Source organism: Rhizobium beringeri (genome assembly GCF_004306515.1).
Classification (GTDB): domain Bacteria; phylum Pseudomonadota; class Alphaproteobacteria; order Rhizobiales; family Rhizobiaceae; genus Rhizobium; species Rhizobium beringeri.
Genome location: NZ_SILG01000003.1, coordinates 378,486 through 400,086 on the forward strand (window position 1 = coordinate 378,486; position 21,601 = coordinate 400,086).

Annotated in this window: 24 protein-coding genes and 1 riboswitch; of the genes, 15 read left to right on the forward strand and 9 right to left on the reverse strand. The window is 61.3% G+C overall.

The features are described 5' to 3' along the window. Positions 1-12: 12 nt before the first annotated feature. Positions 13-651, reverse strand: coding sequence for an invasion associated locus B family protein (locus ELH03_RS29270; protein WP_128403959.1), 639 nt, complete (start codon positions 649-651; stop codon positions 13-15). A gap of 692 nt (positions 652-1,343) precedes the next feature. Beyond that, positions 1,344-1,440: riboswitch (TPP riboswitch) on the forward strand. A 50-nt stretch (positions 1,441-1,490) separates the two neighbouring features. Here ELH03_RS29270 and thiM point away from each other — a divergent pair. The 11 genes from thiM (at position 1,491) to ELH03_RS29325 (ending at position 11,529) form a co-directional block, all read left to right on the forward strand. After that, positions 1,491-2,294 (forward strand): hydroxyethylthiazole kinase, encoded by an 804-nt coding sequence (thiM, locus tag ELH03_RS29275; RefSeq protein WP_130767124.1) that lies wholly within the window; start codon positions 1,491-1,493, stop codon positions 2,292-2,294. Further along, positions 2,291-2,926: a thiamine phosphate synthase gene (gene thiE, locus ELH03_RS29280; protein ID WP_130767125.1), complete on the forward strand. Its 636-nt coding sequence runs from the start codon at positions 2,291-2,293 to the stop codon at positions 2,924-2,926. Before thiM ends, thiE begins: the two co-directional genes overlap by 4 nt. Further along, positions 2,923-3,732 (forward strand): bifunctional hydroxymethylpyrimidine kinase/phosphomethylpyrimidine kinase, encoded by an 810-nt coding sequence (gene thiD, locus ELH03_RS29285; RefSeq protein WP_130659673.1) that lies wholly within the window; start codon positions 2,923-2,925, stop codon positions 3,730-3,732. The genes thiE and thiD overlap by 4 nt, the downstream gene beginning before the upstream one ends. 219 nt (positions 3,733-3,951) lie before the next feature. After that, positions 3,952-4,431, forward strand: a complete 480-nt coding sequence (locus ELH03_RS29290) for a GNAT family N-acetyltransferase (protein ID WP_130767126.1) — start codon at positions 3,952-3,954, stop codon at positions 4,429-4,431. Positions 4,432-4,455: 24 nt separating this feature from the next. Continuing rightward, complete coding sequence (locus ELH03_RS29295; RefSeq protein WP_128403954.1) at positions 4,456-5,478, forward strand: glycoside hydrolase family 3 N-terminal domain-containing protein; 1,023 nt, start codon at positions 4,456-4,458, stop codon at positions 5,476-5,478. 43 nt (positions 5,479-5,521) lie between these two features. Beyond that, positions 5,522-7,168, forward strand: a complete 1,647-nt coding sequence (locus ELH03_RS29300) for an ABC transporter substrate-binding protein (protein ID WP_130767127.1) — start codon at positions 5,522-5,524, stop codon at positions 7,166-7,168. 56 nt (positions 7,169-7,224) lie between these two features. Next, entirely contained in the window at positions 7,225-8,202 is a 978-nt protein-coding gene (locus tag ELH03_RS29305; RefSeq protein ID WP_128410633.1) for an ABC transporter permease, read from the forward strand. Between the two features lies 1 nt (position 8,203). After that, a complete protein-coding gene (locus ELH03_RS29310; RefSeq protein ID WP_128410632.1) occupies positions 8,204-9,082 on the forward strand; it encodes an ABC transporter permease in 879 nt (292 codons plus the stop codon). Continuing rightward, the gene (locus ELH03_RS29315; protein WP_130659667.1) at positions 9,079-9,882 is read left to right on the forward strand and encodes an ABC transporter ATP-binding protein; all 804 of its coding nucleotides are present in this window, start codon (positions 9,079-9,081) and stop codon (positions 9,880-9,882) included. The genes ELH03_RS29310 and ELH03_RS29315 overlap by 4 nt, the downstream gene beginning before the upstream one ends. After that, positions 9,879-10,778 carry an ABC transporter ATP-binding protein gene (locus tag ELH03_RS29320; protein WP_128410630.1) on the forward strand — a complete coding sequence of 300 codons (900 nt, stop codon included), beginning with the start codon at positions 9,879-9,881 and terminating at the stop codon, positions 10,776-10,778. The genes ELH03_RS29315 and ELH03_RS29320 overlap by 4 nt, the downstream gene beginning before the upstream one ends. A 70-nt stretch (positions 10,779-10,848) precedes the next feature. Then, entirely contained in the window at positions 10,849-11,529 is a 681-nt protein-coding gene (locus tag ELH03_RS29325; RefSeq protein ID WP_130767128.1) for a spermidine synthase, read from the forward strand. 3 nt (positions 11,530-11,532) lie between these two features. Here the strand turns inward: ELH03_RS29325 and ELH03_RS29330 are convergent, their stop codons facing one another. Next, complete coding sequence (locus ELH03_RS29330) at positions 11,533-12,324, reverse strand: HpcH/HpaI aldolase family protein (protein ID WP_025397501.1); 792 nt, start codon at positions 12,322-12,324, stop codon at positions 11,533-11,535. Between the two features lie 45 nt (positions 12,325-12,369). Next, entirely contained in the window at positions 12,370-12,573 is a 204-nt protein-coding gene (locus ELH03_RS29335) for a hypothetical protein (RefSeq protein WP_025397500.1), read from the reverse strand. 582 nt (positions 12,574-13,155) lie between these two features. Between ELH03_RS29335 and ELH03_RS29340 the strand changes: the two genes are divergently transcribed. Next, positions 13,156-14,088, forward strand: a complete 933-nt coding sequence (locus ELH03_RS29340) for a hypothetical protein (protein WP_128403946.1) — start codon at positions 13,156-13,158, stop codon at positions 14,086-14,088. A gap of 174 nt (positions 14,089-14,262) precedes the next feature. On the opposite strand, the gene ELH03_RS29345 is transcribed toward ELH03_RS29340, so the two are convergent. Both ELH03_RS29345 and ELH03_RS29350 read right to left on the reverse strand, forming a co-directional pair. After that, complete coding sequence (locus ELH03_RS29345; protein WP_033183634.1) at positions 14,263-14,466, reverse strand: hypothetical protein; 204 nt, start codon at positions 14,464-14,466, stop codon at positions 14,263-14,265. A gap of 120 nt (positions 14,467-14,586) precedes the next feature. Beyond that, positions 14,587-15,489 (reverse strand): choline sulfate utilization transcriptional regulator, encoded by a 903-nt coding sequence (locus tag ELH03_RS29350; RefSeq protein ID WP_130767129.1) that lies wholly within the window; start codon positions 15,487-15,489, stop codon positions 14,587-14,589. Positions 15,490-15,632: 143 nt separating this feature from the next. Here ELH03_RS29350 and betC point away from each other — a divergent pair, with 143 nt between their 5' ends. After that, on the forward strand, positions 15,633-17,147 hold the full coding sequence (betC, locus tag ELH03_RS29355) for a choline-sulfatase (protein WP_130767130.1): 1,515 nt from the start codon (positions 15,633-15,635) through the stop codon (positions 17,145-17,147). An 18-nt stretch (positions 17,148-17,165) separates the two neighbouring features. On the opposite strand, the gene ELH03_RS29360 is transcribed toward betC, so the two are convergent. Both ELH03_RS29360 and ELH03_RS29365 read right to left on the reverse strand, forming a co-directional pair. Beyond that, positions 17,166-18,026: a sugar phosphate isomerase/epimerase family protein gene (locus ELH03_RS29360; protein WP_130767131.1), complete on the reverse strand. Its 861-nt coding sequence runs from the start codon at positions 18,024-18,026 to the stop codon at positions 17,166-17,168. Positions 18,027-18,092: 66 nt separating this feature from the next. Further along, positions 18,093-19,463, reverse strand: coding sequence for an amidase (locus ELH03_RS29365; RefSeq protein ID WP_130767132.1), 1,371 nt, complete (start codon positions 19,461-19,463; stop codon positions 18,093-18,095). A 275-nt stretch (positions 19,464-19,738) separates the two neighbouring features. On the opposite strand from ELH03_RS29365, the gene ELH03_RS29370 reads away from it, so the two are divergent. Further along, positions 19,739-20,017 (forward strand): hypothetical protein, encoded by a 279-nt coding sequence (locus ELH03_RS29370; protein ID WP_130767172.1) that lies wholly within the window; start codon positions 19,739-19,741, stop codon positions 20,015-20,017. Positions 20,018-20,193: 176 nt separating this feature from the next. Further along, the gene (locus ELH03_RS29375; protein WP_128403940.1) at positions 20,194-20,628 is read left to right on the forward strand and encodes a DUF1810 domain-containing protein; all 435 of its coding nucleotides are present in this window, start codon (positions 20,194-20,196) and stop codon (positions 20,626-20,628) included. On the opposite strand, the gene ELH03_RS29380 is transcribed toward ELH03_RS29375, so the two are convergent. Continuing rightward, a complete protein-coding gene (locus ELH03_RS29380) occupies positions 20,625-20,813 on the reverse strand; it encodes a hypothetical protein (RefSeq protein ID WP_018071149.1) in 189 nt (62 codons plus the stop codon). The two genes, ELH03_RS29375 and ELH03_RS29380, sit on opposite strands and share 4 nt — an antisense overlap. A gap of 140 nt (positions 20,814-20,953) precedes the next feature. Further along, positions 20,954-21,577, reverse strand: a complete 624-nt coding sequence (locus ELH03_RS29385) for a TetR/AcrR family transcriptional regulator (protein WP_018246544.1) — start codon at positions 21,575-21,577, stop codon at positions 20,954-20,956. Positions 21,578-21,601: the final 24 nt, after the last annotated feature.

The following is a 21,601-nucleotide window of genomic DNA, read 5'->3' on the forward strand; positions in this document are numbered from 1 at the left end:
TTTGAAATTCGGCTACTTCGCGGCAATGGATTGAAGTTCGTCGAGGGCCGGTTGCAGCCCTTTCAGCGAGAAACGGATATTGACGTCCTGGCCGTTCATCAGCCGCACCAGCCCTTCGGCGGTTGAGCCCTTCTTCAGCGCCGTCGCCGTCTTCGTATCCAGCGCCAGCTGCGCCCAGCATCCGGACTGGTTGCAATTGCGATAGTCGAGTTTGGCGACCGGCTTACCATCGGCCTTGATCGACAGGCCGGAGGGCAGGTAGACGTTGAGCGGCAAAAGGGCGGTCAGCAGCAGCCGTGGCTTGCCCTTGTCGCCCTTGCCCTTTTCGCCCTTGCCCTGGGAACCGGCCGGCGAAGCTGCGATCGCCAGCGTCAGGATATTGACGGGTTTGCCGTCTTTGGCGACTTGCGCGACCTGGGCGACTTCGCAAGCCTCAGTGCCTGCCGAACCGGTGCAGCGATAATACCAGTCGTCGAATTTCTGGGATTTCATGGCCGGCGCCGGTTGAGCGGGCGCCTGCACCTGTTCCGGTCCTTGATCGGCTGGAACAGGTGATTGCGAAAAAGCCGGGTTGGCGCAAGCGATGAATATCAAAACGGGGGCGATAGTCGGAAGGGCCCGCTTCATGCCGATTTTCAAAAATTTTCTCATCTAAAATACAACTTCAGGAAGATTTTATTCGTGTGTAAAGCCGTATCGCTACAATCCGTCATTTAGTCAACCTAAGCGTGTCAGCACGGTAAAGTTTCCGTTAGATATTTACTTCACGTTCTGAGAGATCAAGTCTTGCGCTCGGCCGAGACTCGCCCTCATCGAATTCGCCAAGAGATTTCAACGCTCGAATAAAACCGATTGGCGAGGACCATGAGACGACGCGCAACTTACGCGAAGCTGTCCACCTGCCCGTCTTCATTGAAAATTCGACAGATGAACGGATAGGATGAATAATTCCGCACTATCCCCACTGCTGCAAAGTCTTGAAAAGATGAGCCTCATTCCTGCGAAGAAAAGAGCCTCTCCGGCATCTGCGTTTTTCCCGATGCTCCTCACAAATACAGAGATGTATTTTAGAAATTCATTGCACCCACGGTTGCTACTGTTATTCTTCTCGAAAAACGAGAGGACAGCCGCATGGCAAAACGGCAACGACGAGGGTAGCCCGGAACAGAACCGGCGGACGACATTCGGGAAAACCTGGTCAAACCCGAATCGGCGGCGATCTCTCATCCTTCATGAAGGGCGATCCAGACCCATAAATCATCCATAGCCATCGCGCGGCGCGTCGGTCGCATGATTGTCATTTTCGAGGTGACATCAGGCCCGTTCTCTGCGAAAAAGAGCGCGATGAGAGACAGGGGCGTTCGTCGACAGACGGGCTGAGAAGCACCCTTCGAACCTGAACCGGATAATGCCGGCGGAGGGAGTCGCTCGGGGTCGCGGCTTAGCCCGCACGAACCGCCCCGTGCCCGCCCCCGCCTGAAAGGGGCCATATGCAGACCAAGACTACACCCGGAGCGATGCTGAAGGCGATGCGCGAGAAGCCGCCGCTCGTTCAGTGCATCACCAATTACGTCGCCATGAACATTGCCGCAAATGTTCTGCTTGCCGCGGGCGCCTCGCCCGCCATGGTGCATGCTGCGGAAGAAGCCGGCGAATTCGCCGGGATCGCCAGTGCGCTGACCATCAATATCGGCACGCTGTCGACGCAATGGATCGACGGTATGCAGGCGGCGGCAAAGGCTGCGACATCAGCCGGCAAGCCGTGGGTGCTCGATCCTGTCGCTCACTATGCCACGGCTTTCCGCCGCAACGCCGTCGCCGACCTCCTGGCGCTGCGTCCGACCGTCATCCGCGGCAACGCTTCCGAGATCATCGCGCTTGCCGGCGGAGAGAGCCGCGGCCAAGGCGTCGACAGCCGCGATCCGGTCAAGCAGGCGGAAGGTTCGGCGCGATGGCTGGCTGAGCGTCAGCGGGCGGTCGTCGCCGTGACCGGCGCCGTGGATTTCGTCACCGACGGCGAGCGGGCCGTGCGCATCGAAGGCGGATCGGCCTTGATGCCGCAAGTCACCGCGCTCGGCTGTTCGCTCACCTGCCTCGTCGGCGCCTTTGCCGCGACGGCGCCTGAGGATATCTTCGGCGCGACGGTTGCTGCGCTTTCAACCTTCGCCATCGCCGGCGAGGAGGCAGCGCTTGGGGCGGCCGGCCCCGGCTCCTTCTCCTGGCGCTTCCTCGATGCGCTGGCCGCGCTCGACGCCGAAACGCTCGATGCCAGGGCGAGGATATCGGCGGCATGAAGGCTTTCGACCTTTCTCTCTACCTCGTCCTCGACCCCGATCTCTGCGTGGGGATCGGCATGGTCGAAACTGCGCGCCTTGCCGTTGCCGGCGGCGCGACGATGGTGCAACTGCGCGACAAACATGCCGGCACCATCGGGATGATCGAGACCGGCCGCGCCTTGAAACAGGCGCTAGATGGGACCGGCGCCCTTCTCATCGTCAACGATGACGTCGAGGCGGCAATCGCCATCGGCGCCGACGGCCTGCATATCGGCCAGGATGATATGGATGCATCCAGAGCGCGCACCCTGATCGGCCCTGACATGATCCTTGGCCTGTCGGTCGAGAGCGAGGCGCTCGCCGGTGCCGTCGATGCTGATCTCATCGATTACACCGGCGTCGGGCCAGTGTTTGCGACACCGACCAAGGCCGACCACAAGCAGCCGATCGGCTTTGACGGTCTTGCAAGGCTGGGGAAGGCCTCGCCGGTGCCGTCGGTCGCGATCGGCGGGCTCAAGGCGGATCATGTCGCCCAAGTGTTCGCCGCGGGCGCCAAAGGGCTTGCCGTCGTTTCCGCCATCTGCGGTACGCCGGACCCCGAAGCGGCCACGCGCCGCATCGCCGCAGAAATTCGAAAGGTCCGCGCATGATCCGCAACGTTCTCTCGATCGCCGGCTCCGATCCCTCCGGCGGCGCCGGCATCCAGGCCGATCTCAAGGCCTTCTCCGCTCGCGGCGTCTACGGCATGGCGGTGCTGACCGCGCTGACAGCGCAGAACACGCAAGGCGTCAGCGGCGTGCATCTGGTACCGCCGCAATTCGTCGCCGATCAGATCAATGCCGTCTTTGCCGATGTCCGCGTCGATGCCGTCAAGATCGGCATGATCGCCAATGCCGGCATCGCCGATGCCGTTGCCGGTGCGCTGACTGACCACCGCGACATTCCGATCGTCATCGACCCTGTCATGATCGCCAAGGGTGGAGCCGCCCTGCTCGCGCCTGAAGCGGTCGACGTGCTGACCCGGCGGCTGCTGCCGCTTGCCACGCTGCTGACCCCGAACCTGCCCGAAGCCGCCGCGCTGCTGCACCAGCCGGTGGCGACAAACCGGGCGGAGATGGCGGCGCAGGCCGAACGCCTGCTGGCGCTTGGCCCGGCCGCAGTGCTGGTCAAGGGCGGCCATCTCGACAGCGACGAGAGCCCTGACGTGCTTGCCACCGCCGCCGGCCTGCACTGGTTCGAAGCCAGGCGCGTCCCGACCAAGAACACCCATGGCACCGGCTGTACGCTCTCCAGCGCCCTGGCGGCCGAGCTCGCCAAGGGCGCCTCGGCGCGGGAGGCCGTCGCCATTGCAAAGGATTACCTCGCCGGCGCGGTCGCCGCTGCCGGACACCTCACTGTCGGCTCCGGCCACGGCCCGGTGCAGCATTTTTATGCGCTGTGGAAAGACGGAGAATAGGCGCTCGCTCAGCGAACATGCCACCAATCGAAAACGGCCCGGCCTTGCCGGGCCGTTTTTGCGTTCGGCACCTACTTTGCGTTGAAACCGCGGCGACTGCGGCAGGTCGTCCCTTTGCCCCTTTGAAAAACCCTGTTGACAAGCCCGGCCAGATGGCCAAGTCTATGACACTAAAAGGGGATACATTCCGCAATAACGGAATAACTGGAGGAATGACAGGTGCCAGACCTGCTTGTGAGCTTATACTCCGCTAAGCTCGCCGACCTGAAACAGAAGGCCTACCGTGTTGGCGTCTCCATCCGTCCGGCCCTCCCCCCGGAACTGCATCTCATCGCCAACTGGGTTCGCGAACAGTTTAGTGAGAACTGGGCAAGCGAAGTCACGGTCGCCTTTTCCCGCCAGCCAATCGCCTGCCTGATATCAGTCGACGGCGGTAAGCTCCTGGGCTTTGCCTGCTATGACACGACGGCGCGCGGCTTCTTCGGCCCGACCGGCGTCGACCCGCAAACGCGCGGCAAAGGCATCGGGCTCGCCCTGTTTTCCGCCTGCCTTCAGGCCATGAAGACGCTCGGCCACGCCTATGCCTTCATCGGCGATGCCGGCCCGGTCGATTTCTACGCCAAGACCGCAGGCGCAACCGTCATCCCCGCCCCCGACAAGGGCATCTACGAAGGCATGTTGAGAAGCACGCCGAAATGACCATCTGATCCCGGAGCTACAGAATTGTCCTCGACCCCGCTCGCCCTTTTCGTCGGCCTTCCGAATCCCACTATTTCGGAGGATGAATTCGCCCTCTTTCGCGAAACCAATCCGCTCGGCCTGTTCGTCGGCCGGCGCAATCAGCGCGAGCCGGAGCAGACGAGGCGGCTGATCGACCGCTTCCGCGAAGCTGTCGGCCGCGATGACGCGCCTGTCTTCACCGACCAGGAAGGCGGTCGCGTTCAGCATCTCGATGCCGGCCCCTGGCCGCTCTTTCGCAGCTTCGGCCAGTTCGCCGAACTTGCGCGCCGCGATTTCGATCTCGGTAAAAAAGCACTGCGCCTTTCCTCCCAGGCCATGGGCGCGATGATGACGGAACTCGGCCTTTCCAGCGGCTGCTCGCCCGTTCTCGACCTCGTCTTCGAGACGACGAGCACGGTCATCGGCGCCCGCTCCTTCGGCCCTGATCCCGATTTCATCGCTGCCCTCGGCCGCGAGGTGGTCGACGGTCTGCTCGAGACCGGCAACATGCCTGTTATCAAGCACATTCCCGGCCATGGCCGCGCGACGCTCGACTCCCACAAAGAGCGTCCGGTGGTCGACGCCAGCCGCGAGACGCTCACCGCGACCGATTTCAAACCCTTCGTGGCGCTGAAGGATACGCCCTGGGCGATGGTCGCCCATGTCGTCTATTCGGCCTATGACGCGGAACTGCCGGCGTCCGTCTCGCCGATCATGCATGACGTGATCCGCAAGGAGATGGGCTATGAGGGCGTGCTGATTTCCGACTGCATCTTCATGGAGTCGCTCTCCGGCACCCTGCCGGAACGCGTCAAACAAGTGCTCGACGCAGGCTTCGACATCGCGCTCCACAGCCACGGCGACATTCCGGAAAGCGAAGCCGCCGCCAAGGCCGCCCGTCCGCTGACGGAAGCCGCCCTGCAGCGGATCGCCGCCGGCAAATCCCGACTCGGCAATCTCAAGGTCGATTTCCGCGCCGCCCACGCAGAAGTCGAACACATGTTTGCAAGCGTGCTGGTCTCCTGACCGGCACGTCATCTCTCACCGCATAAGAAAAGGGGAATAAGACATGAAAAAATATCTTCTTGCCGCCGCCGCGCTGACACTGCTTTCGGGATCTGCCATGGCGCAGACGATCCTCACCGTGAATATCGAACCGGCGACGACCTGGGTTCGCAACTTCAACCCGTTCAACCAGACCTCGTCGCGCCAGTCCACGCTCGACTTCATCTATGAGCCGCTGGTTATTTTCAACCGCTTCGACAGCAACAAGCCGGTCTATCGCCTGGCTGAAAGCTTCAAGCTCTCCGACGACCTGAAGAGCATCGATTTCAAGCTGCGCCCGAACCTGAAATGGTCGGACGGCAAGCCGCTGACCGCAGCCGACGTCAAGTTCACCTATGATTACCTGAAGAAGTTCCCGGCGCTCGACTTCGTCAGCATCTGGACCTTCATCACCGATGTCCAGACCGTCGACGGCCAGACGGTCCGCTTCACGCTCGCCAATCCGAGCTCGCTCGCCGCCGAGCAGATCTCGCAATTGCCGATCGTTCCCGAACATATCTGGAAGGATGTCGCTGATCCCGTCACCTTCGCCAGCGAGACCCCTGTTGGCAGCGGCCCGCTGACGGAAGTGCCGCGCTTCACCGGCCAGACCTACGACCAGTGCCGCAACCCGAACTACTGGGACAACGAGCACCTGAAGGTCGATTGCATGCGCTTCCCGCAGCTTGCCGACAACAACCAGATGCTGACGGCAACGGCCGACGGCACGCTCGACTGGGGCGTCTCCTTCATTCCCGATATCGACAATGTCTATGTTTCCAAGGATCCGGCGCATTTCCACTACTGGTATTCGCCAAGCAGCATGGTCGCCTTCCTGTTCAACTTGGAAACGGCGAACGAGGACAACAAGAAGGCCTTCAACGACCTGAAATTCCGCCGTGCCGTCTCGATGGCGCTCGACCGCAAGACGATGATCGACGTCGCCGGCTACGGCTATCCGACGCTGAATGAAGACCCCGGCCTGATGGGCGAGCTCTACAAGAGCTGGGCGGACCCGTCCGTCAAGGCCGACTTCGGCAAATTCGCGACCTATGATGCCGATGCCGCCAAGGCCCTGCTCGACGAGGCGGGCTACAAGGACAAGGACGGTGACGGTTTCCGCGACAATCCCGACGGCACCAAGATCTCCTTCTCGATCATCGTCCCGAGCGCCTGGACCGACTGGATCGACACCGTCAACCTCGCCGTCGAGGGCATGCAAGCGGTCGGCGTCGACGCCAAGATCGAAACGCCTGAGGAAGCCGTCTGGACCGGTAACCTCATCAACGGCACCTTCGATGCGGCGATCAACAGCCTGCCGGCATCGGCTTCGCCCTATTACCCCTACAAGCGCGCCTTCAGTGCTTCGGACAAGGGCAAGACCCGCTTCACTGCGCAGCGCTGGTTCAACCCGGAGGTCGAGAAACTCGTCACCGAGTTCACGCAGACTGCCGACCTTGCCAAGCAAAAGGACGCGATGAACAAGGCGCAGCGCATCGTCGCCGAAAACATGCCTGTGATTCCGGTGTTCAACAATCCGAACTGGTATCAGTACAACACCAAGCGCTTCACCGGCTGGTCGACCAAGGAAAACCCCTTCGTCAATCCGTCGATCTCGCGGACCAATCCGGCACGCCTGCTGAACCTCCTGGCCCTCGAGCCGGTCAAGTAAGCAACGCAATCCTCGGGAGCGGCGTAAAGCGCCGCTTCCGTCACGACGGAGTCCCCATGGCTTTCCTGCTTCGCCGCCTCGTCTTCTATATGGCAGCCTTCATCGCGGCAGCGACGATCAATTTCTTCCTGCCGCGTCTGATGCCGGGCGATCCGGTGCAGATCATGTTCTCGAGCGCCGGCACCGAATTGCCGCCGGAAAGCCTGCAGGCGCTGAAGCTCACCTTCGGCTTCGTCGACGGTCCGCTCTGGCAACAATACCTCACCTATCTCGGCAGCATCTTCACCGGCGATCTCGGCCGCTCGATCAAATATTTTCCGCTGCCGGTCACCTCGGTGCTCGGCCATGCCCTCGTCTGGACGGTCGGCCTGATGGGCACCGCGACGATCGTGAGCTTCGCGCTCGGCACCTTCCTCGGCATCGTCGCCGCCTGGCGCCGCGGCAGCAAGTTCGATGTCATCGTCTCCGTCGGAGCGATCTTCGCGACCTCGGTACCGGCCGTCGTTACCTCGCTGATCGTGCTCTTCATCTTCGGCTTCACGCTCGGCTGGTTTCCGAACGGTTATGCCGCCGACCCATCGCTCGATCCGGCCTTCAGCCTGCAATATATCGGCAGCCTCGCCTATCATGGCATCCTGCCGATGGTGACGCTCTGCACCGTGCTGATCGGCGGCTTCACCGTCACCATGCGCAACAACATGATCAACCTGCTCGGCGAGGACTATATCGTCATGGCCCGCGCCAAGGGCCTTTCGGACCGGCATGTGATGCTCTGGTACGCGGCGCGCAACGCCCTGCTGCCGACCGTCTCCAGCCTTGCCATCGCCATCGGCACCATCCTCGGCGGCTCGCTGGTGACCGAGGTCGTCTATAACTATCCCGGCCTCGGCAACATTCTCTACCAGGCGATCCTCGCCCGCGATTACCCCGTCATCCAGGGCCAGCTCCTCATCATGACCGCGACCATGCTGATCGCCAATTTTATCGTCGACGTCAGCTATATCATGCTCGACCCGCGGCTGAAGGGAGCGTGAGATGAAGACCCTGCTTCAAAACCGCAAGGCGCTGATCGGCCTCGTCATCATCGCCCTCATCGTCCTCGTCGCGATCGCAGCGCCGCTGCTGACGCAGTACGATCCCGCCGCCCGCACCGGGCGGCCGCATCAAGCGCCGTCACTCGACCATATTCTCGGTACCACGCGCATCGGCCAGGATGTCTTTGCCCGGCTGATCTACGGTGCCCGCACCTCGCTTGCCGTCGGCTTCGGCGCCGGCCTGCTGATCACGCTGGTCGGTACCGCGCTCGGCATCATCTCCGGCTATCGCGGCGGCAAGACCGACGAGATCATCAGCTTCTTCACCAATATGGTACTGGTCGTTCCGAACCTGCCGCTGCTGCTGGTGCTCGCCGCCTTCATCGGCCAGGCTAGCCCCCTCGTCATCGCCCTCATCCTCGGCGCCACCTCCTGGGCCTGGGGCGCACGCGTCACCCGCGCCGAAACGCTCTCCGTCAAGCAGAAGGATTTCGTCAAATCCGCCGAGATGATGGGTGAGCCGCAATGGCGCATCATGACATTCGAGATCTTTCCCAACGTGATTTCAATCGTCGGCATCAATTTCATCGGCAGCGTCATCTTCGCGATCATCACCGAGGCGACGCTCGAATTCCTCGGCCTCGGCGATCCGAGAGCGATCTCCTGGGGCACCATGCTCTACAATGCGCAGAAGGCCTCGGCCCTTTCGGTCGGCGCCTGGTGGGATATTCTCACCCCCTGCTTCGCGCTCGCCTTCCTCGGCATCGGCATGTCATTGCTGAACTTCGCCGTTGACGAAATCGCCAACCCACGGCTGCGCACCGGCAATCACCTGAAGCGCTGGTCCCTGCTCGTCCGCTCCGGGGAGGGCCGCCTGTGACGCAGCCGCTGCTTTCGGTGAGGAACCTCACCATCGACTATATCGGCGAGGAGAAGGATTTTCGCGCCGTCAACGATGTCAGCTTCGACGTCGCGCCGGGCGAGGTCTTCGGCCTTGCCGGCGAATCCGGCTGCGGCAAGAGCACCATCGCGTTTGCCATCAGCCGCCTGCACAAACCGCCGGCGCTGATCCGCAAGGAGAGCCGCATCCTGCTCGACGGCCGCGACGTGCTCGGCCTCGACCGGCAGGCGCTCAGCGCCTTCCGCTGGCGCGAGGTCGCCATGGTCTTCCAGAGCGCCATGAACTCGCTGAACCCGGTGCTGCGCGTCGAAACGCAATTCTACGACATGCTGCGGACCCACAAAGGCATGAGCCGCGCGGAAGCCCGCGACCGCACCGCCGAGATGCTGACGCTCGTCGACATCCCGCCGGATCGCATGCGCGACTATCCGCACCAGTTTTCCGGCGGCATGCGCCAGCGCATCGTCATCGCCATCTGCATGGCGCTCGATCCGAAGCTCGTCGTCATGGACGAGCCGACGACGGCGCTCGATGTTGTCGTCCAGCGCGAAATCCTACAGCGCATCAACGAACTGCGCCGCAGCTTCGGCTTTTCCGTGCTGTTCATCACCCATGATCTCGGGCTGATGGTGCAATTCTGCGACCGCATCGGCATCATGCTCGCCGGCCAGTTGGTGGAGCAGAACACGGCCGAGGCGATCTACAGGACGCCCAAGCATGACTACACGAAAAAGCTCTGGGCCTCCTTCCCCTCGCTGCATGGAGGAGTGCTGTTATGACAGACGCCATTCTCGCGCTCGACCAGGTGACGAAGACCTTCGGTCATGGTTCCGCGGCCGTGCATGCGGCGCGCGCCATCTCGTTTTCGCTGCATGCCGGCCGCGCGCTGGCGCTGGTCGGTGAATCCGGCAGCGGCAAGACCACCTGCGCCCGCATGGCGATGCGCGAATATCTACCGACATCGGGCCGGATTCTCTACAAGGGCCGGCCTGTCGAGGCCGCCAAATCCGCCGAGATCGCCCGCTACCGCCGCTCGGTGCAAATGATCTTCCAGGACCCCTTCGCCTCGCTGAACCCCGCCCACACCATCGCCCATCATCTCAGGCGGCCGCTGAAGCTCCATCGCCCGGAGATCAGGGGGGCAGAGATCGACGTCGCGGTCCGCGAACTGCTGCAGCGCGTCAGGCTCGATCCCGATCTCGTCGCGCCGAAATATCCGCATGAACTCTCCGGTGGCCAGCGCCAACGCGTCAACATCGCTCGCGCCTTGGCCGTCAAGCCGGAGGTGATCGTCGCCGACGAACCGACCTCGATGCTCGATGTCTCGGTGCGCCTCGGCGTGCTGAACCTGTTGAACGAGATGAAGCAGGAGATGAATCTCGGCCTGCTCTACATCACCCATGATATTGCCACCGCCCGCTATGTCGCCGAGGATATCGCCGTGATGTATGCCGGCCAGATCGTCGAATGGGGCAGCGTCGCCAAGGTGATCGACAATCCGCTGCATCCCTATACCCGTCTGCTGCTCTCGGCCGTACCCGATCCGGATGTCCGCTTCGACGACCCGAAGGCCCGGCTGAGGCCCGACGAGGTGGAGGATATCCGCCGCCGTTCGGCCGTGCCGCAGGACGACATCGTCGAATTCGAGCAGGATCATTTCATGCGGATGATCTAAGGCCGGCTTGCTGGCCTCATCTGACGCCCTATGCTAGGGGACGGTCTCTTTCATATGAGGCGAAACCGTCATGCTGCCCTGGATCCAGCTCGATTCCGCGACCATTCCCGGCGAAACCGGTGAATTGCGGCTGAAGCAGCGCGGCAGCGAATTTTCGATCATGCTTGGCGCCAACGAGCTGATGAACAGCCGTCTCAGCGGCTCGGAGGAAGCGCTGGCGACCCTTTCCTGGGATCGGATCAAGTCGCACTCGAAGCCAAGGATCTTGATCGGCGGGCTCGGCATGGGCTTTACCCTGCGCGCCGCTCTCGCCGTCCTTCCCGAAGATGCCGGCGTCACCGTCGCCGAACTGGTGCCGGCCGTGATCGCTTGGGCACGCGGGCCGATGGCCGAGGTCTTCCAGGGCTGTCTCGACGATCCGCGCGTCGGCATCCATCAGGGCGACGTCGGCGAGGCGATCCGTTCCGGTAAAGGCGCCTATGACGCGATCCTGCTCGATGTCGACAACGGCCCTGATGGCCTGACCCGCAAATCCAACGACCGGCTTTATGATTTCGCCGGCCTTCGCGCCGCCGGCGACGCGCTGCGTCCCGGCGGCGTGCTCGCCGTCTGGTCGTCCGGCCCGGACCCGGATTTCACCCGGCGTCTCAAGGGCAGCGGTTTTGCCGTCGATGTGGTCAACACGCGCGCCAACGGCAAACGCGGCGGCGCCCGCCACGTCATCTGGCTGGCCGTCAAACCGGTGAAATGACGTTCAAGCCGAAGCGATCCTGCGGGCGGCATTGATGGCGCGGCGGGCGCCGGAGCGCAGTTGCGCTGTCTCGGCACCGGCAATGACCAGATCGAAGCCGAATTTCAGGAGCTCGCCGGCCCGCTCGCCGTCGCCGGCGAAGGCGCAGGCGAATTTGCCGTGGGCGCGGCAGCGCGAAACCGCATGCTGCATGGCGCTGTCGATCTCGGCGGCGTTCGGCGCCACCTGGTCGCCGTTCGACAGTGCGATCGAAAGATCGGAGGGACCGATGAAGATGCCATCGATGCCGGCAACGCCGAGAATGCCGTCGATCGCCTCGAGTGCTGCCCGGGTCTCGACCATCGCGATGGCGACGGTGAGCGCGTTGGCGTTTTTCAGATAATCATCGGCGGACAGGCCGGTATGGTTAAGTGCCAGCGACGGTCCCCAGCTGCGGTCACCAAGAGGCGGGTATTTCGTGGTCTTGACGAAAGCTTGCGCGTCTTCGGCCGAATTGATCATCGGCGCGATGATGCCGGAGGCCCCGGCATCGAGCAGGCGCGAGGCGGAAGCGAAATCACCGACCGGTATGCGCGCCAGCGCCGGCTTGCCGGCAAGGCGCACCTGGGCGACGGCGTTCGCTGCCGAGGGCATGTCCCACATGCCGTGCTGCATATCCAGCACGACGGCGTCGAAAGCCTCCTGCGCCAGGTGGTTGGCGAGCGTGGCGTCCGGAATACCCACCCAGGCGGAGATCATGCCGCCCTGGTGGTTCCTGATCCGCGCCGCGAAACCGTCGATTTCAGCTGCGCTCATGCCATTCTCCTCAGTTCATTGGCTCGGTCAGAAGGGTTCACGGCCTCATCCTCTCCGGTGTAGCCGCGAAAGGACGATCATGACCACGACTCCCAGTCCCGCCAGGATGGCTCCCCAAAGGATCCAGATCGTTTGCCTGATCATGAAGCTGGACGACGGATAGGGAAAATAGCCACTTCCCTGGCCGATCCAGATCAGTCCGAAGATGATCATAAGCACTCCGAGAACATATCCGATCGTTCGCCACATGCTTCAGGCGCCTTCCCTATCGATTCGATCCCACAATGGCGACCGGCGTCGTTCATGACAAGGCTTCTCCTGGGCACAAACGTCGGCGTTGGGCGTGGTGAGCCGCAAGGCTGCTGCTAGCCACCCAGATCGGCGGGCATCCATGCGGCGCTTTTGAAATCCCGATATAGACCAGGAGAACGAGATACACCCGCCCACTTACCGAATGCCCTCTCTATTACTCATGTTGCATAGATCGCCAGCAAGCCACGATCCAGTACGGGAGGAAGAACTCCATCGAATCTCGCAAATCCGAAGGAATCACAACTCGCTGAAATCACTCAATTCTTTTTGAGGCAGCCTCTCATGCGCTTCAACAACCCAGCCATGGTCATAGTGATTATCGCTGTACGCCCAATGAATGACTTTAGATTCGTGAAAATATCAATCACTATGAGCCGCGGACAATCCCAACTAACGAGTCCGCTGCCGAACAATATTGCTTGGCTTTTCTTTGGTCTCTGATGATGTTGCACGCGAATTCTGCTGGGTAGAGCACGCCGGACATTGCCGTGCTGGAGTTTCGATGAAAAAGGTGGCGCCATGACCCATATTGCACTTCGCTCCCTAGCCAAGGGAGTGGGTTCCTTTGTCCTTCCGCAACTGCGAAATACGCACGTAGAAGGGGGCACTGCTTCTGCGCGCCACTGTTATGACCTTTTCTTTCGCCACTACGGTCACCTAGCGCCTTGGCTGAACGGCAAACGACCTGAAGTATTGGTCGAGGTCGGCCCTGGAAGTTCGCTTGGCGTTGGGCTTGCCGCGCTACTTGCGGGCGTCGACACGTACATCGGGCTGGATTTGCAAGACCACCGGAGCATCGAGCACGATCTTGAAGTCCTGAACGGTTTGATTGAACTCTTCGGCGAGCGGGCCGCATTTTGGGATAACACCGTATCGGGCGACATCTTTTTTCCGCCGTCACCGACAAACTTCGCCTGGGATCGGATAGATGGGATCGTGCAACAGCGCCTCAGTGCGGAGGCAATCGACGCGCTGAAGGCGGACCTCGTGAATGGCAGCGAACGATTAAAGTTCGTCGCACCATGGACCGATTTCAACGTACTGCAGGCGGGTGTGGCTGACTGGCTGATGACGCATTCAGTCATGGAACACGTGGACAACCTCGTTGATACCTATATCGCTATTGCCCGGTGGCTGAAGCCAGGAGGGTTTGCGACGCACCTGATCGATTTCCAATCTCACGGTCTGTCAAGCGACTGGAATGGGCACTGGGTTTTGAGCGCGCCCACGTGGACGATGATGCGTGGACGACGACCTTACCTGATAAATCGGAAGTGGCGCAGCCATCACATCAATCTGATGCAGGAGAGCGGCTTCGAAATCCTTGCAGAACTCCAGTACATCCGCACGGACGGACTAGGACGGAAGGAATTTCGAGCGCCGTTCACGTCAATGCCAAATGGTGACGAAAAAGTTGCGATGAGTTTCTTTGTGACGAGAAAAATCGGCTAAGAGTCGGCGGAGATCATGCCGCCCCGGTGTTGCCTGATCCGGTCCGCAAAGCCGTCGATTTCAGCTGCGCTCATGCCATTCTCCTCAATTCGACAGGCCGCCGGCGGCCAGATATTTCACCTCGGGGAACTCTTCGATGTCGAATTCCCTCAAAGCCATGCACGGGTTGCCGGCTCATCCTCTCCGGCGCAGCCGTGAAATAATGACCGTCACGGCGATCCCCGCGACAGCCATGATGCTTCCCCAAAGAACCCAGATGCTTTGGTTGATCATGAAACTGGATGAGGGATAGGGAAAATAACCGCTTCCCTGTGCGATCCAGATCAGTCCCAAGAGGATCATGAGCAATCCAACGACGTATCCGACGGTTCGCGACATGCTTCGGCCCTTCCATATGAATCGATGCCACAATGTCGATCGGCGTCGGTCATGACAAGGCTTCCCTCCTGAGCGCGACCATATTCCGGATGCAATGACGCGCCGGCCTCGTTCTGAATGTCAGGTCCTGCCGACTTCATCCACCAGCCAGGTGCTAAGCCTCTCGCTATGAATATTTGCCGATCGCGGCGGTATCAGCCAGTATCCGCGGTCGCATGCCTCGAGCGGCGGCCCGGCTTCCACCAGCATATGTGTGGAGAGAAGCGTATCGACCAGCCCCATCCATCCGATCGCCACGCCCTGCTCGCTGAGAGCGGCCTGGACGACCAGCGAGTAAGTGTTGAAGCTGACATCCCCGCGGCCGGCTTGGAGATCGCGTGTAACGGAGAACTCGGCAAGATAACTTCGCCAGTCGAACCAGGGCGATGGCATCGGCGAATCGAGGTGGATCAGGATCGCCTTGGCAAGCTGCTGCGGATCGCAGAACGGGCCGTTGCGATCGAGAAAGCCTCGCGTGCAGACAGGCACGACCTTTTCCTGCAGCAGAAGCGATCCGACGGCACCGAATTCCGCCTTTGTGCCGAAAACCACCACCACATCTGCGTCGTCACGAAAGCCGGGCTCAAGCCGCTGCGTCGCGACGATCTGTATATCCGTTTCCGGATGAAGCTGGCGAAAGCCGTGCATGCGCGGGATCAGCCAAAGCGCCGAAAAAGCATAGTCGGTTCTAAGTCTGACGACTGGCCTTTGAGCCTCAGTGCGGAAGCTGCGCGCCAGGGCATCGATGTCACCGACCGCCTTGGCCGCGACCTGGAAAAGCCGCTCCCCCTCCGCGGTCAACTCGACGCCGCGATGCTGGCGGCGCAGCAGGCTGACGCCGAACTGCTCTTCCAGCCGCCGGATCTGATAGCTGACGGCGGGCTGTGTAAGGCCAAGAACTGCCGCCGCGGCCGAAAGGCTGCCGAGCCTTGCGACCTCCACGAAGATGCGCATCCATCCCAGCTCGGGTCGGCGCTCTGGCATAAAAATTCCTTTAGGCAGTGATCGAAAAAAGCCAGCTTTACAAGCACGATGATACTGGCTTTGATAAGATCTGCAAATAGCAAGGGGGCGCGCTCTTCAGCGAGACCTTTCCTGGCATTTGAGACCTCAGGAGACAATTTCACATGGCGCGTCCGAATATCCTCATCCTAATGGTCGATCAGTTGAATGGCACTTTCTTTCCCGATGGCCCGGCCGATTTTCTTCATGCGCCGCATCTGAAATCATTGGCTGAACGTTCCGTGCGTTTCACCAACACCTATACGGCAAGCCCGCTCTGCGCACCGGCGCGGGCCTCCTTCATGTCCGGACAATTGCCGAGCCGAACCCGCGTCTACGACAATGCGGCGGAATTTGCCTCTGACATTCCGACCTATGCGCATCATCTGCGCGCCGCCGGATATCAGACGGCGCTTTCCGGCAAGATGCATTTCGTCGGCCCCGACCAATTGCATGGCTTCGAGGAACGTCTGACGACGGACATATACCCGGCCGATTTCGGCTGGACGCCCGACTATAGCAAGCCCGGCGAACGCATAGACTGGTGGTATCACAATCTGGGTTCCGTCACCGGCGCCGGCGTTGCCGAGATCACCAACCAGATGGAATATGACGACGAGGTCGCCTACCACGCCGGCCGCAAGCTGTTCGATCTCTCGCGCGGACACGACGAGCGCCCCTGGTGCCTGACCGTCAGCTTCACCCATCCGCACGATCCCTATGTCGCGCGCCGCAAATTCTGGGACCTCTATGAGGATTGCCCGGCACTTGACCCAGTGGTTGCGCCGATTGCCTTCGAGCGGCAGGACCCGCACTCGCAGCGTCTGATGAAAGCCTGCGATCACGACGCTTTCGACATCAGCGATGAGCAGATCAGGCGGGCAAGGCGGGGCTATTTCGCCAATATCTCCTATGTCGACGAGAAGATCGGTGACATTCTCGGCGTCCTCGAACGGACCCGCATGGCCGAAAACACCATCATCCTCTTCGCCTCCGACCATGGCGACATGCTCGGCGATCGCGGCCTCTGGTTCAAGATGAACTTCTTCGAAGGATCGGCCCGCGTTCCGCTGATGATCGCGGCACCCGGCTGGAAGCCCAAACGGATCGATCAGCCTGTCTCCACGCTCGACGTGACGCCGACGCTGGCGGGTCTTGCCGGGATCGATATCGCCTCCCTGAAGCCGTGGACCGAGGGCGAGGATCTCGCAGCGCTTGCCGAAGGCACCGGCAGCCGCAGCCCTGTGCCGATGGAATACGCCGCGGAAGGTTCCGAAGCACCACTCGTCTGCATCCGGGATGGCCGATACAAGCTCTCGCTCTGCGAGAAGGACCCGCCGATGCTGTTTGATCTCGAGACCGATCCTAGGGAACTCGACAATCTGGCGGCCGACCCGGCGCATGCCGAGATCTTGGCAAGGCTTGTCGAACAGGCCGGCCGACGCTGGAACCTTTCCGATTTCGACGCAGCCGTGCGCGAAAGCCAGGCGCGCCGCTGGGTGGTCTATGCGGCGCTGCGCAATGGGGCCTATTATCCATGGGACTACCAGCCGCTGCAGAAAGCCTCGGAGCGCTATATGCGCAACCACATGGATCTGAATGTGCTGGAGGAAAACCAAAGGTTCCCACGCCAGGAATGAGCAAGAAGCGCTTCTGATTTAAGCCGTCTTGCGCGCCGGCGCCTCGCGCAGGAAATCCTCGATGAACGTCTTTTGCAGCAGGATGCCGTCCCATTCGTCTGGGAAGAAGGGCGAGTCATAGATCAGCGTGAAGGGACCGTCGTAGCCGGCCCTCTCGCACATCTCCAGGCATGTGCGGTAATCGTCGGCATCGAGGCCGGCGACGCCGTAATCGGCCTTGGCATGGCAGATTTCCGCTCGGCCCATGATGTCGGCGAGGCCTTCATATTTGGCTGGCGCCGTCCAGTTGCCGAGGTCGCCGTTGAGGCCGACCTTGCCGTTCAGCCGGTCCAGCAGCCAGTTCATTTCGACCGGCGTCGGCAGCAGGTCGAACCAGTTCTCGACGACGACGCGCACGCCGCTGCCTTCCGCCTGTCCGGCCAGCCAGTTCAGATGACGGGCGGCGCGGGTGAGATTTTCTTCCGTCGGCTTCTGCTTGCCGGCTATGACGCGCATCCTCTGCGCCCCGAGGGCTGCGGCGATGTCGATCCACTCCGCCATCCATTTGACGTCGCGTTCGGCCGTCTCTGGATGGCTCGGATCACCATCCTCGACGAGCAGCGTCTGGAACAGCACGTTCGAGGCCGCCATTGCATCGCGCAATTCGCTTTTATAGGTGGCGTCGAGGCTCGGCAGATGGAAGGAACAGACCTCCAGCCGGTTGACGCCGCGTGCCGAGAGCGCCGCCGGCACGTCGATCAGCGCCGTGGCGCCGGGACCATAGGGCTCTTTCGCAGTAGCACTTTTGTCAGGATCGGGACTATAGGCATAAACGGCGCCAAGCAGCCGATGCAGCGACCATGTCGAAACCGCGAAACGTCCGTTTTGCAAAACCTGCACTTGCTTTCCTCCGGGATCTCCTCATGCCATCAATGGCAACTAAATCCCGGCGGTTCAATTGCCAATTCAGGCAAAATCGTCGCGGATGACCGGCTCCGCGGCAAGGGCAATCCCCAGCAGCGCCTCATCGCGATGGGCGGTGGCCGAAAGCAGCAGGCCGACCGGCATGCCAGCCTCGCCGGTGCCGCAGGGAATGGAAACGCCGCACCAGTCGAGGAAATTGCCGAGCGCAGTGTTGCGCAACGTCTTGTTGTTCGTCGCGAAGAACAGCTCGTCGTCCTGCTCCAGTGGTCCGATCGGCGGAGCGACATGGGCAACGGTGGGAAAGGCGAGCAGCCGGTCGCCGACGAGGCGCTCGACATCGGCGATCAGGCGGCTGCGCGCCTCGAGGATCGCCAGGTAATCCGGCAGCGTCGTCTTGCTTCCAAGACGGGTGCGCATGACGACACGGTGGTCCATCCTGTCCGCGTCCGGTCCGGCCAGCCGTTCGCGGTGAAGTGCGAAAGCCTCCGCCGTCACCAGCGGACCATATTTCGTCATCAGATCGAATATCTCGTTGAAGGCGGGAATGACGGTACGGGCAACATGGGCGCCGGCCTTTTGAAGACGTTCCAAAGCTGCCTCGAACGCAGCGGCGACGCCGGCTTCAGCTCCGTCGAAGACGACGTTTTCAGGCACGATGAGTTCCAGCCCTTGCAGAGGACGCTCCACGATAACAGGCGCCGTCAAGCCGCGCATCGCCGCATCGATCCAGACCGCGTCCCTGACGCTGCGGCAGAGCGGTCCCAACGAATCCAGGCTCTTTGCCAACGGATAGACGCCTGCCATCGCGTGGCGGCCGCGCGTCGCCTTGTAGCCGACGATGCCGTTGAAGGCGGCGGGAATACGCACCGAGCCGCCGGTATCGGTGCCCATGGCGACCGGAACCATCCCGGACGCGACGACGACACCAGCACCCGAGGACGAGCCGCCCGGAATGCGCCGGAGATCAGTACCGCGCGGATTTACCGGCGTGCCGTAATGCGGATTGATGCCGAGGCCGGAAAAGGCGAATTCGCTCATATTGGTGCGCCCGACGGCGACCATGCCCGCCTGCCTGAGCAAAGCGACGACAGCCGCATCGCGCTTGGCCGGCATGTCCTTTGCCAGAACGACGGAGCCCGCCGTCGTCGGCAAGCCTTCAATGTCGAAAAGATCCTTCCAGGCTATCGGAATGCCGTCCAGCAATCCAAGCGAGCGCCCTTCCCGCAGACGTCGCGAAGAGGCGCGCGCCTCCTCCATCGCCCGGCTTTCGAGCAGTGTGGTGAAAACCGCCTTGTCGGCATAATTCGCGATAGAATCGAAAACCGCCTCGGCCACCTCGACCGGATCGGCCGCATCACCTTGAATGAGGACGGAAAGTTGCGCGACCGACATCGCGCCGAAGGATTTGCTCATGGGACTATCCAGAAGAAAGATGTTCCTCTCTGGACTACCTCGGATCATTCCGGTGAACCAGAGCTTCACGATATTTTGCATTTATTGGTACGATTTTTTGAACACTGAGTTTGAATATCGCCCCTTCAATTGCCACGATCGAAGACACACATGCTGCACGCATGCGGAAGCGGTTCGGCACGAGGGTGAGAGTTTGCTCTAGAGAGACCGGCGCCGCATGTGTTGCAGGAGTAATTAAAATGACAGATTGTGAAACTTTAAGCCGTCGCCAGGATATGGTGACCCTTCATGTAAAAGAGGACGAAACCGCCGGTTTGGGCGAGCGTGATTATGTGGAACACGTCCGCGCCCAGAAACTTTCGGCCTTCGAACGCATTGTCGTGGTCGGAGCGCTGGTTCTCTTGAGCTTTGCGGGTTTTGCCGCATATTCTTCCGGCAATACGGACCCGATGACGACATCGGCCATTGCCGCCCCATCAGGCGATAACATGCCGCCTCATCCGGCTTACGGCCATTGCCGCGACAGCAGCCCCTACGCTGAGAGGGTCTGCTAACAGGAAAGCCACCGCATAATTCCTTAAAACGGAATCGATTTAAGGATAAAATTATGCGGTAATTTAAAGTGCTACAGCGTCCTTTGCGCGTCTCAAAAGACGCGCGGCGCTGTAGATCGCCGGGCATGGAGACCTTGAGCCTAGGCTGCATTGACAGCAGGAAAGGGAAAAGGACCATGGCCGGTGATATCGATTATAATCTCGATCGCTTCATCGATGCTCAGAATGGTGTCTATGAACAGGCGCTCTCAGAGCTGAAGGGAGGGCGCAAGACCTCCCATTGGATGTGGTTCATCTTCCCGCAGATCGCCGGTCTCGGCACATCGGCGATGGCCGAAAAATATGCGATCCGCTCGGCCGAAGAAGCAACCGCCTATCTCGCCGATCCCATTCTCTCAAGCCGGCTGCTGCGCTGCGTCGAGGCGATCCTGTCCGTCGGCGGCAGATCGGCGCATGAAATCCTGGGCTCACCCGACGACCTCAAGCTGCGCTCGTCGATGACTTTGTTTGCCGCGATCAGCGACCATGGTTCGCCCTTCCACCGAGCGATCGAGCATTTCTATCAGGGGAAATTCGACGAGCGGACGATAGAGATCCTTGGCGCGGATTAGCGGCCCGGCCTGCTCTCCAGCGTAGCAATTTCCTCGGAGATCTCGCTCAACCGCTGACGTAGATCGCTGTCGGTGCCATCATCGACCTCTTCCTCGCCGAAGCAATAGCGCGCATCATGAAGCTCCAGCTTGGCTTCGAGCTCGGCGCGTTTGTCATATAGGCGTTTGAGATAGACGTAGTTCATCTCCCTGCCTCCGCATCACCCCGGTGATGGGAAAACGGCATGGAAGCGGTAAGGTTCCCCCCGCTGACAATTCAGCGATTCAAAGTGCTACAGCGTCCTTTGCGCGTCTGGAAAGACGCGCGGCGCTGTAGAGAGGGCGGTCAGGCGAAAGAAGCGATCGCCGCGTGGCAGGCCTTGGCGAAATGACCGCAGCAGCCGGCAGCGCCCATGGCCTGGCGGCTGACACGCGCACCTTCGAGCAGCAGTGTCAACGTATCGGCCAGAAGCTGGGGTTCGCGCGCGCCGGCCGCCGAACAGAGCGCGGCCAAGCGATCACGCTGTTCGGCCTTGTGCCGCTCGATCATTTCGTGGGCGGGATGGCCCTCGCCCTTCAGCTCGATGGCGGCATTGGCGAGATCGCAGCCGGCGGGCTCGCCGTTCAAACATTGCGCCCGCAGCTCCACCCAGGCGTCCAGCTGGGCGCGCGGATTGCCGGGATAGGCCGCGTCCAGATCGCGCCAGATGGTACCCGCCTTTTCGGAGGCGCGGCGCAGCGTTTCGCAGACGAGTTCGTCCTTTGAGCCGAAATGCCGGTAGAGCGTCATCTTGTTGGTCAGAGCCGCGTCGGCGATGGCGTCGACACCGATGCCGCGGATGCCGCGCTCGCGGAAAAGCTCCGAGGCGGTCGAGACGATACGCTCCCGCGGCGGGATGCGATCTTCTGGAACAGCTGCGGAGATTTCATTCGAAGTTTCTGATTTTTTTGCGGACGTAGTCCTTGACATCAATGTGACCGATCGGTAACAAAT

Excerpts from the sequence above, each read along its gene's own strand:
- thiM (WP_130767124.1), top strand. The coding sequence starts at position 1,491 with ATGCAGACCAAGACTACACCCGGAGCGATGCTGAAGGCGATGCGCGAG.
- ELH03_RS29340 (WP_128403946.1), top strand. The coding sequence starts at position 13,156 with ATGACCCATATTGCACTTCGCTCCCTAGCCAAGGGAGTGGGTTCCTTT.
- ELH03_RS29310 (WP_128410632.1), top strand. The coding sequence starts at position 8,204 with ATGAAGACCCTGCTTCAAAACCGCAAGGCGCTGATCGGCCTCGTCATC.
- ELH03_RS29330 (WP_025397501.1), bottom strand. The coding sequence starts at position 12,324 with ATGAGCGCAGCTGAAATCGACGGTTTCGCGGCGCGGATCAGGAACCAC.
- ELH03_RS29375 (WP_128403940.1), top strand. The coding sequence starts at position 20,194 with ATGGCCGGTGATATCGATTATAATCTCGATCGCTTCATCGATGCTCAG.
- ELH03_RS29325 (WP_130767128.1), top strand. The coding sequence starts at position 10,849 with ATGCTGCCCTGGATCCAGCTCGATTCCGCGACCATTCCCGGCGAAACC.
- ELH03_RS29270 (WP_128403959.1), bottom strand. The coding sequence starts at position 651 with ATGAGAAAATTTTTGAAAATCGGCATGAAGCGGGCCCTTCCGACTATC.
- ELH03_RS29385 (WP_018246544.1), bottom strand. The coding sequence starts at position 21,577 with ATGTCAAGGACTACGTCCGCAAAAAAATCAGAAACTTCGAATGAAATC.
- ELH03_RS29380 (WP_018071149.1), bottom strand. The coding sequence starts at position 20,813 with ATGAACTACGTCTATCTCAAACGCCTATATGACAAACGCGCCGAGCTC.
- ELH03_RS29320 (WP_128410630.1), top strand. The coding sequence starts at position 9,879 with ATGACAGACGCCATTCTCGCGCTCGACCAGGTGACGAAGACCTTCGGT.
- betC (WP_130767130.1), top strand. The coding sequence starts at position 15,633 with ATGGCGCGTCCGAATATCCTCATCCTAATGGTCGATCAGTTGAATGGC.
- ELH03_RS29350 (WP_130767129.1), bottom strand. The coding sequence starts at position 15,489 with ATGCCAGAGCGCCGACCCGAGCTGGGATGGATGCGCATCTTCGTGGAG.
- ELH03_RS29300 (WP_130767127.1), top strand. The coding sequence starts at position 5,522 with ATGAAAAAATATCTTCTTGCCGCCGCCGCGCTGACACTGCTTTCGGGA.
- ELH03_RS29345 (WP_033183634.1), bottom strand. The coding sequence starts at position 14,466 with ATGTCGCGAACCGTCGGATACGTCGTTGGATTGCTCATGATCCTCTTG.
- thiD (WP_130659673.1), top strand. The coding sequence starts at position 2,923 with ATGATCCGCAACGTTCTCTCGATCGCCGGCTCCGATCCCTCCGGCGGC.
- ELH03_RS29370 (WP_130767172.1), top strand. The coding sequence starts at position 19,739 with ATGGTGACCCTTCATGTAAAAGAGGACGAAACCGCCGGTTTGGGCGAG.
- ELH03_RS29305 (WP_128410633.1), top strand. The coding sequence starts at position 7,225 with ATGGCTTTCCTGCTTCGCCGCCTCGTCTTCTATATGGCAGCCTTCATC.
- thiE (WP_130767125.1), top strand. The coding sequence starts at position 2,291 with ATGAAGGCTTTCGACCTTTCTCTCTACCTCGTCCTCGACCCCGATCTC.
- ELH03_RS29335 (WP_025397500.1), bottom strand. The coding sequence starts at position 12,573 with ATGTGGCGAACGATCGGATATGTTCTCGGAGTGCTTATGATCATCTTC.
- ELH03_RS29365 (WP_130767132.1), bottom strand. The coding sequence starts at position 19,463 with ATGAGCAAATCCTTCGGCGCGATGTCGGTCGCGCAACTTTCCGTCCTC.